Origin of the sequence: Kitasatospora sp. NPDC057500 (genome assembly GCF_042802195.1) — a bacterium.
Taxonomy (GTDB): Bacteria; Actinomycetota; Actinomycetes; order Streptomycetales; family Streptomycetaceae; genus Kitasatospora.
Map to the genome: position 1 here is coordinate 1 of NZ_JBHVER010000294.1, position 7,400 is coordinate 7,400.

Here is a 7,400-nt window from a genome sequence, read left to right on the forward strand (position 1 = left end):
CCCCACGACGGGGACCCGGCCTCCCGGGCGTTCAAGGGGTGGTTCAGGCGCCCTTGGCGGCTTCCTTCAGCTTGGAGCCGGCGCTGACCTTGGCGCTGTAGCCCTCGGGGATCTGGATCGGCTCGCCGGTCTGCGGGTTGCGGGCGGTGCGAGCGGCACGGTGGGTGCGCTCGAAGGTCAGGAAACCGGGGATGGTGACCTTCTCGTCGCCCTTGGCGACGACCTCGCCGACGATCTCGGCGAAGGCGGCCAGAACGGCGTCGGCGTCCTTGCGGGTCACCTCGGCGCGCTCGGACAGCGCGGCCACCAGCTCACTGCGGTTCATGTGTACTCCTGTGGTCTGTTCGCTTGCGGTGTGCGGGGGCCCATCGGTGCTCCCACCGGGGGCACCCGGATGGGCCGCAGGTCCGCACACTGTGCTCATGCAGGCAATGCGTGGTCGCGAGCCGGGTCCGCACCCAGTGCCGCGCGCCGTGCCGTCGAAGGCCCGCCTGCCTGCCCGGATACGAATCCTGCCCCGACCGGCCCCGAGAATGCCAATCGGGCCCCGGCGGCACCACCCGAACATCGCCCGCCCGCCGGAGGTGTGACGCTCCGTCGGCTCCGGCGGACCGGGCGCGGGCGGCGGTCAAGGAAGACACGCCGGAAGACCAGGGGGACGTTCCGTACTTGTCGGACACGCCTGCCCCGTGCAGGGCTACCGTACGCCCTAGGTCCGACAAGCCCAAACACGCCCCTCGCCCTTGTGTCGCAAGGGTTCGGGGCGGGAAGGGACGGGTACGGCCGCTAATCGGCCATTTGACCGATCCGCGGCACATCGGCGACCGGCCGGTGCCGGGCCCGGCGCAGGGGCCCGGCGTGTCGGTCCGGCGTCAGAGCTTCACGGCCGGGAAGGAGGCCGTGTCGAGCGTGCCGACGATGCCGGGGGTCGGCCGGGACGGCGCGGGCTCCTCCGAGGCGGCGGCCAGGGCGGCGTCCCGGACGGCGGCGGCGACGGTCTTGGCGACGTCCTTGTGGAACACGCTGGGGATGATGTAGTTCGGGTTGCGCTCGTCGTCGCCGACCGTGGCCGCCAGCGCCCGCGCGGCGGCGATCATCATCTCGGTGTTGACGGTGCGGCTCTGGGCGTCCAGCAGGCCGCGGAAGACGCCGGGGAAGACCAGCACGTTGTTGATCTGGTTCGGGAAGTCGCTGCGGCCGGTGGCGACCACCGCGGCGGTCTGCCGGGCCACCGCCGGGTCGACCTCCGGGTCCGGGTTGGCCAGCGCGAAGACGATCGCGTCCTCGGCCATGGTGGCCAGGTCGTCGCCGTCCAGCACGTTCGGGGCGGAGACGCCGATGAAGACGTCGGCGCCGGCCACGGCCTCCTTGAGGCTGCCGGTGCGGCCCGAGCGGTTGGTGTGCTCGGCGATCCAGCGCAGGCTGTCGTTGAGGTCGTCCCGGCCCTCGTGGACCACGCCCTTCACGTCCGCCACGGTGGCGTGCTCGACGCCGGCCGCCATCAGCAGCTTGAGGATCGCGGTGCCCGCGGCGCCGGCGCCCGACATCACCACGCGGATGTCGGCGATCTCCTTGCCGACCACCTTGAGCGCGTTCATCAGCGCCGCCAGCACCACGATCGCGGTGCCGTGCTGGTCGTCGTGGAAGACCGGGATGTCCAGCGCCTCGCGCAGCCGGGCCTCGATCTCGAAGCAGCGCGGCGCGGAGATATCCTCCAGGTTGATGCCCGCGAAGCCCGGGGCGATCGCCTTGACGATGGCCACGATCTCGTCGGTGTCCTGGGTGTCCAGGCAGATCGGCCAGGCGTCGATCCCGGCGAAGCGCTTGAACAGGGCCGCCTTGCCCTCCATGACCGGCAGCGCGGCGGCCGGGCCGATGTTGCCCAGGCCCAGCACGGCGGAGCCGTCGGTGACCACCGCGACGCTGTTGCGCTTGATGGTGAGGCGGCGGGCGTCCTCGGGGTTCTCGGCGATCGCCATGCAGACCCGGGCGACACCCGGGGTGTAGATCATCGAGAGGTCGTCGCGGTTGCGGATCGGCAGCTTCGAGGACATCTCGATCTTGCCGCCGAGGTGCATCAGGAAGGTACGGTCCGAGACCTTGCCGATGGCGACGCCGTCGATCGCCCGGAGCTTCTCGACGATCTCCTCACCGTGCGCCACCGAGGAGGCGGCCACCGTGACGTCGATCCGCAGCGCCTCCAGACCGGAGGCGGTCACGTCGAGGCCGGTCACCGACCCGCCGGAGGACTCCACCGCCGTGGTGATCGCGCTGACGGCGTTGCCTCTGGCCGGCACCTCCAGCCGCACCGTGATCGAGTTCGAGACACTGGGCACCGTCGCCATCGACGTTCCTTCTTCCGTCCGTCCGTCCACGAGGTCAACAGATTGTTGATAACCCTCGCCAGCGCATGCTAGACATCGATCGTCGCACCTACCGGGGCATAGCCAGAAATAACGTTCATTGAGTGTGCGGACCCGACAACTTCTTGCCTCCGCCGCCCGATGCGTTACATTGGACGGGACACCGGCTCGATCCAAGCCCCCGGGCCCAACCTTCGTCCCTTCGAGGGACCACTTGCCGCGAGGCGAGCATGGCGGGTCGGTGTCGTGACTTCTGAAGGCCCCTCACCCGCCGGGTGGGGGGCCTTCGCCGTGCTCGCGGTCCGGGACGGCGCACGGCCCGCCCGGGCGGTCCCGGGCGGGCCGTGCGCACGGGCCGTCAGTCGCGCAGCAGCGCGGGCACGCCGGCCGCGTCCGGCAGGTCGTCCGGACCGGACAGCACGGTCAGCCGCTGGGTCGCCCTGGTCAGCGCCACGTACAGCACCCGCAGGCCCGCCTCCGACTCGCCGGCGATCCCGGTCGGGTCGGCCACCACGGTCGCGTCGTACTCCAGGCCCTTGGCCTCCAGGCTGCCCAGCGCCACCACGCGCCCGCCCAGCCCCTCGGCCCAGCCCGCCGCCTCGGCCCGCCGGTCCATCGGCACCACCACGGCCACCGTGCCGTCCACCTCGCCCAGCAGCCGCTCCAGCTCGACCCGGGCGGCCGCGCCGAAGGCCTCCGGCGACGGGTCGGTGACGGCCGCGAAGCGCGGCTCGACACCCACCCGCCGTACCGCGCTGGGCGACGGCGTGCCCGGCGCGGCCAGCGCCAGCACCTTGGCCGCCACCTCGGCGATCTCGGCGGGGTTGCGGTAGTTCACGGTCAGCGTGAAGCGGCGGCGGGGCTTGCCGGACAGCACCTCGTCCAGTGCGGCCTGCGCCTCCTCGGGGAACGGCCAGGAGGACTGCGCCGGGTCGCCGACGATGGTCCAGGTGGCCGTCCGGGAGCGGCGTCCGATCATCCGCCACTGCATCGGGGTGAGGTCCTGCGCCTCGTCGACGATCACGTGCGCGTACTCGACCCGCTCGACCGGCACCCGCTCGCGCTGCCGGGCGGACCGGTCGGCGAAGGTGGTGACCTCCTCCAGACCGCTCAGCAGGTCCACCGCGTCCACCTCGCGGACCTTCGGGCGGGCCGGCTCCCCGAGCAGCACCTGCAACTCGTCCACCAGCGCCACGTCGTGCGCCGACAGCGCCCCCTCGCCGCGCTCCGACAGGTGCCGCCAGGACGCCGCCAGCAGCCTCGCCTCGTCCGGCGCGACCGCGCGACGGGCGATCCGGTTGATGTGCCGGGCGTGCTTCAGCGTGCCGAGCACCCGGCGCGGGGTGACCGCGGGCCACCAGGCGTCCAGGAAGTCCAGGAACGGCGCCTCGTCCGAGACGTACTCGTCGAAGGACTCCTTCTCCTCCTGGCGCTGCTCGCGGGCGTAGTGGTCGGCGGGCCTCGGCAGGTGGCGGGTGGCCTGCTGCCACAGCGCGTCCAGCAGCAGCCGGCGGGCGCGCGGGCGCAGCAGGTTGAGCGGGGTGCCGCCGGAGCCGATGACGTTGCCGCGCACCGCCTTGAGCCGGCCCGCGTCCAGCTTCAGCACCTCGCCGCGGGCGACCACCTTCAGCTCCTGCGGCGCGCCCAGCTCCAGCGCGGCCCGGGCGGCCCTGCGCAGCAGCTGCACCATCCGGGCCGAGCCCTTGACCCGGGCCGCCTCCGGGGTGTCGTAGGTGCCGGCCTCGATGCCGTCGACCAGCGAGCCGACCGCGCGGATGGCGACCTGGCCCTCCTCGCCGAGCGAGGGCAGCACGCCCTCGGTGTAGGAGACCAGCAGCGGGGTCGGCGAGACCACCAGGATGCCCCCGGCGTACCGGCGGCGGTCCTGGTAGAGCAGGAAGGCCGCCCGGTGCAGCGCGACGGCGGTCTTCCCGGTGCCGGGGCCGCCGGTGACCAGGGTGGCGCCGGCCGCGGCGGCGCGGATCACCTCGTCCTGCTCCTTCTGGATGGAGGAGACGATGTCGCGCATCGAGTGGCTGCGGGCGCGGCCGAGCGAGGCCATCAGCGCGCCGTCGCCGACCACCGCCAGTTCCTCGCCGTCCAGGGTGGGGGTGAGGTCGGGGCGCAGCAGGTCGTCCTCGACGCCGATCACCTTGCGGCCCTTGGAGCGGATCACCCTTCGGCGGATGACCCGGCCGGGCTCCAGCGGGGTGGAGCGGTAGAACGGCGCCGCGGCGGGTGCCCGCCAGTCGATCACCAGCGGGCCGTACTCCGCGTCCAGCACCCCGAGCCGGCCGATGTGCAGGGTCTCGGCGACGGCCGGGTCGGCCGGGTCGAGCGGGGTGCCGGAGGGGATGCCGTGCTCCTCCGGGGCGTCCGGCCGCTGGAGGTCGATGCGGCCGAACAGGAAGTCCTCGAACTCGTTGTTGAGCCGCTGGAGGTGCGCGCCGGCCCGGTAGACCTGGGCGTCGCGCTCGGCGAGCGCGCCGGGGGTGCCGACCTGCACGCGCTTGGCGGCGTCCTCCAGGATGTACTCGGCCTCGGCGAGCTTCTCCTCCAGCCGGTGGTAGACGGTGTCGAGGTGGCGCTGCTCACCGGCGATCTCGCGCTCGCGCACGGTCTCGTGGTCGGTGGCGGTGGTGTCCGTGGTGCTGGTGTCCGTGTTGCTCTGCATGGCCTCGGTGGTTGCGGCGGAATCCGGCTCCGGGAAACGAGCGGACGGACGATCCTACGCCCCGGCCGAGGGAAACGTGAAGGCCGCCCTCCGCAACGCGGTGGACGGCCTTCACTGTGAACATGGGGTGGTGGAGATGCCGGGAATCGAACCCGGGTCCAGTGGAGTCAATTCAGGGCTTCTCCGAGCGCAGTCCGCTGTGCTTTTCTCGGCCCTGGCGGTCACGCGGACAAGCCGCCAACAGGCCCAGCTGCTGTTTGATTTCCCCTCCACCCCCGCAGCCCGGGTGGAGAGTTGAGTTCCCTAGATTATGCCAGGATCCGGGTCGGGAACTCCCCGGGCTGACACCCAAGCGCTATCGGTGCTTATTAGGCAGCGAGAGCGAACTGCTGGGAATCGCGCTTAGAGTTGGCGATTATTTTTTTGCGACACGTGGTTAACGAGATCATTGCCGCGTTCCTCGGCTCGCTTCCCCTGTTTCAACATCCCCTGTCGAAACCGATCATCCCCATGTTTTGTTGAGAAACAGCGCGGACGGTCGCCCGTCCGTGGTGCTGGGCCCCATGGTACGCGAGGCGACCAGCGAGGGTCCAGCCGATTAACGCTGGCGTCGCCGGGCGGCCGCGACCGCGCGGGCGGTCTCGCGGGTGTCCTGCTTCTCGCGCAGGGTCTGCCGCTTGTCGTACAGCTTCTTGCCGACCGCGAGCGCCAGTTCGAGCTTCACCCGGCCGTCCTTGAAGTACAGCGAGAGCGGGACGAGGGTGTGGCCGGCGTCGCGGACCTTCGTCTCGATCTTGCGGATCTCCAGCTTGTGCAGCAGCAGCTTGCGCTTGCGGCGGGCCGCGTGGTTGGTCCACGTCCCCTGGGTGTACTCGGGGATGAAGACGTTGTCGATCCACGCCTCGTGGTTCTGGATGTAGGCGTAGCCGTCGACCAGGTTGGCCCGCCCCTCGCGCAGTGACTTCACCTCCGTGCCGGTGAGCACGAGGCCGCACTCGTAGGTGTCGAGGATGGTGTACTCGTGTCGCGCCTTCTTGTTCTGCGCGATCAGCTTGTGTCCGGTTTCCTTTGCCATAGCGCGGTCATTCTCGCACCTCCACCCGGTGCGGAGCAGCCCCTTTACGCGCGGCTGCCGAGACCGTCCAGCACCCGCAGGGCGAGCGCGGCGGCGTCCTCGGAGGCGCCGGCCGGGACGTCCGGGGCCAGTCCGGTGCCCTCCGGGGAGCGGCCGGCCGGGGTGTAGTAGCGGCCGACGGTCAGTTCCAGCACCGCGCCGTCGGCGAGTCGGCTGGGCTGCTGGACGGTGCCCTTGCCGAAGGTGCGCGCGCCCACCACCACGGCCCGGCCGCGGTCCTGGAGGGCCCCGGTGAGCAGTTCGGCGGCGCTCATCGTGCCGCCGTCGACCAGCACCACCAGCGGGGTCCGCTGGTCGCCGCCGGGCGGGGCGGTCAGCTTCCGGGTACCGCCGCGGTCCTGGTACGAGCCGACCGGGCCGCCGTCCAGGAACACCCCGGCGGTGCCGGCGGCCTCGTCGACCAGCCCGCCGGAGTTGCCGCGCAGGTCGAGCACCACGCCGCCGCGCGCGTCGCGCGCGGCGGCGCGCACCTGCTCGGCCACGCCGGAGGTGAAGGCCCGCACGGCGATCCGCACCACGCCGCCGGCCAGGTGCTCGACGGTCACCTGCTGGCTGTCCAGCAGCGCCCGGCGCAGCCGGACCTCGCGCTCCTCGCCCTCATCGCGCTGGACGGCCAGCACGACCTCGGAGCCGGGCTGCCGCTCGGCGCCCTCGCGCCCGCGCAGCCGGGCGACCACCTCGGTGACCGGCAGCCGGTCCGCCTGGTCGTCGCCGATCCGCAGCAGCCGGTCGCCGACCGAGATCCCGGCCGCGGCCGCCGGCCCGGCGGGCCGCACCTGGGAGACGGTGGTGACGCCGTCCTCCCCGCGGCCCACGGACAGGCCCACGCCGAGGTAGCGGCCGTCCAGGCCCTGGCTGAACTCGGCGTACTCCTGGGCGCTGTAGTACGCGCCCCAGCGGTCGCCGGTGGCGCCGATCAGGTGCTCGGCCTGCTGCTCGGAGAGGTCGGCGCCGGCCGGGTCCTGGCCCGCGCCGATGGTCGCGGCGGCGGCCCCGGCGGTGTCGGCCGACGGCGGGCGCGGCGTCGTACCGGGCTCGCCCCAGGCGCCGGTGGCGGCTCCCGCCAGCAGGACCACGCCGAACACCAGGCTGAGGGTGGCCACCTGACGCGCCGCGCGGGTAGTGACTGGCATGGACCGGAGTCTAGGGCGTTCCGCGAACGCCCCGGCCCGGAAAGGGGTGGCGGCGAAACGCCGACGGCCCCGGACGGCGCAGTGCCGTCCGGGGC

General features: G+C 72.6%; 5 protein-coding genes and 1 other RNA gene. All 6 read right to left on the reverse strand.

Features of this window, described 5'->3' with window-relative positions; translation table 11 throughout:
* Positions 1-43: 43 nt before the first annotated feature.
* Complete coding sequence (locus ACFU74_RS34765; protein WP_030308200.1) at positions 44-325, reverse strand: HU family DNA-binding protein; 282 nt, start codon at positions 323-325, stop codon at positions 44-46.
* Positions 326-872: 547 nt separating this feature from the next.
* Positions 873-2,345 carry an NAD-dependent malic enzyme gene (locus ACFU74_RS34770; protein ID WP_380764136.1) on the reverse strand — a complete coding sequence of 491 codons (1,473 nt, stop codon included), beginning with the start codon at positions 2,343-2,345 and terminating at the stop codon, positions 873-875.
* A 376-nt stretch (positions 2,346-2,721) separates the two neighbouring features.
* Complete coding sequence (locus ACFU74_RS34775) at positions 2,722-5,037, reverse strand: HelD family protein (RefSeq protein WP_380764137.1); 2,316 nt, start codon at positions 5,035-5,037, stop codon at positions 2,722-2,724.
* 128 nt (positions 5,038-5,165) lie between these two features.
* Positions 5,166-5,547, reverse strand: a transfer-messenger RNA (tmRNA) gene (ssrA, locus tag ACFU74_RS34780).
* 88 nt (positions 5,548-5,635) lie between these two features.
* On the reverse strand, positions 5,636-6,112 hold the full coding sequence (gene smpB / locus ACFU74_RS34785; RefSeq protein WP_350544683.1) for an SsrA-binding protein SmpB: 477 nt from the start codon (positions 6,110-6,112) through the stop codon (positions 5,636-5,638).
* 44 nt (positions 6,113-6,156) lie between these two features.
* On the reverse strand, positions 6,157-7,305 hold the full coding sequence (locus ACFU74_RS34790) for a S41 family peptidase (protein ID WP_380764138.1): 1,149 nt from the start codon (positions 7,303-7,305) through the stop codon (positions 6,157-6,159).
* Positions 7,306-7,400 lie beyond the last annotated feature (95 nt).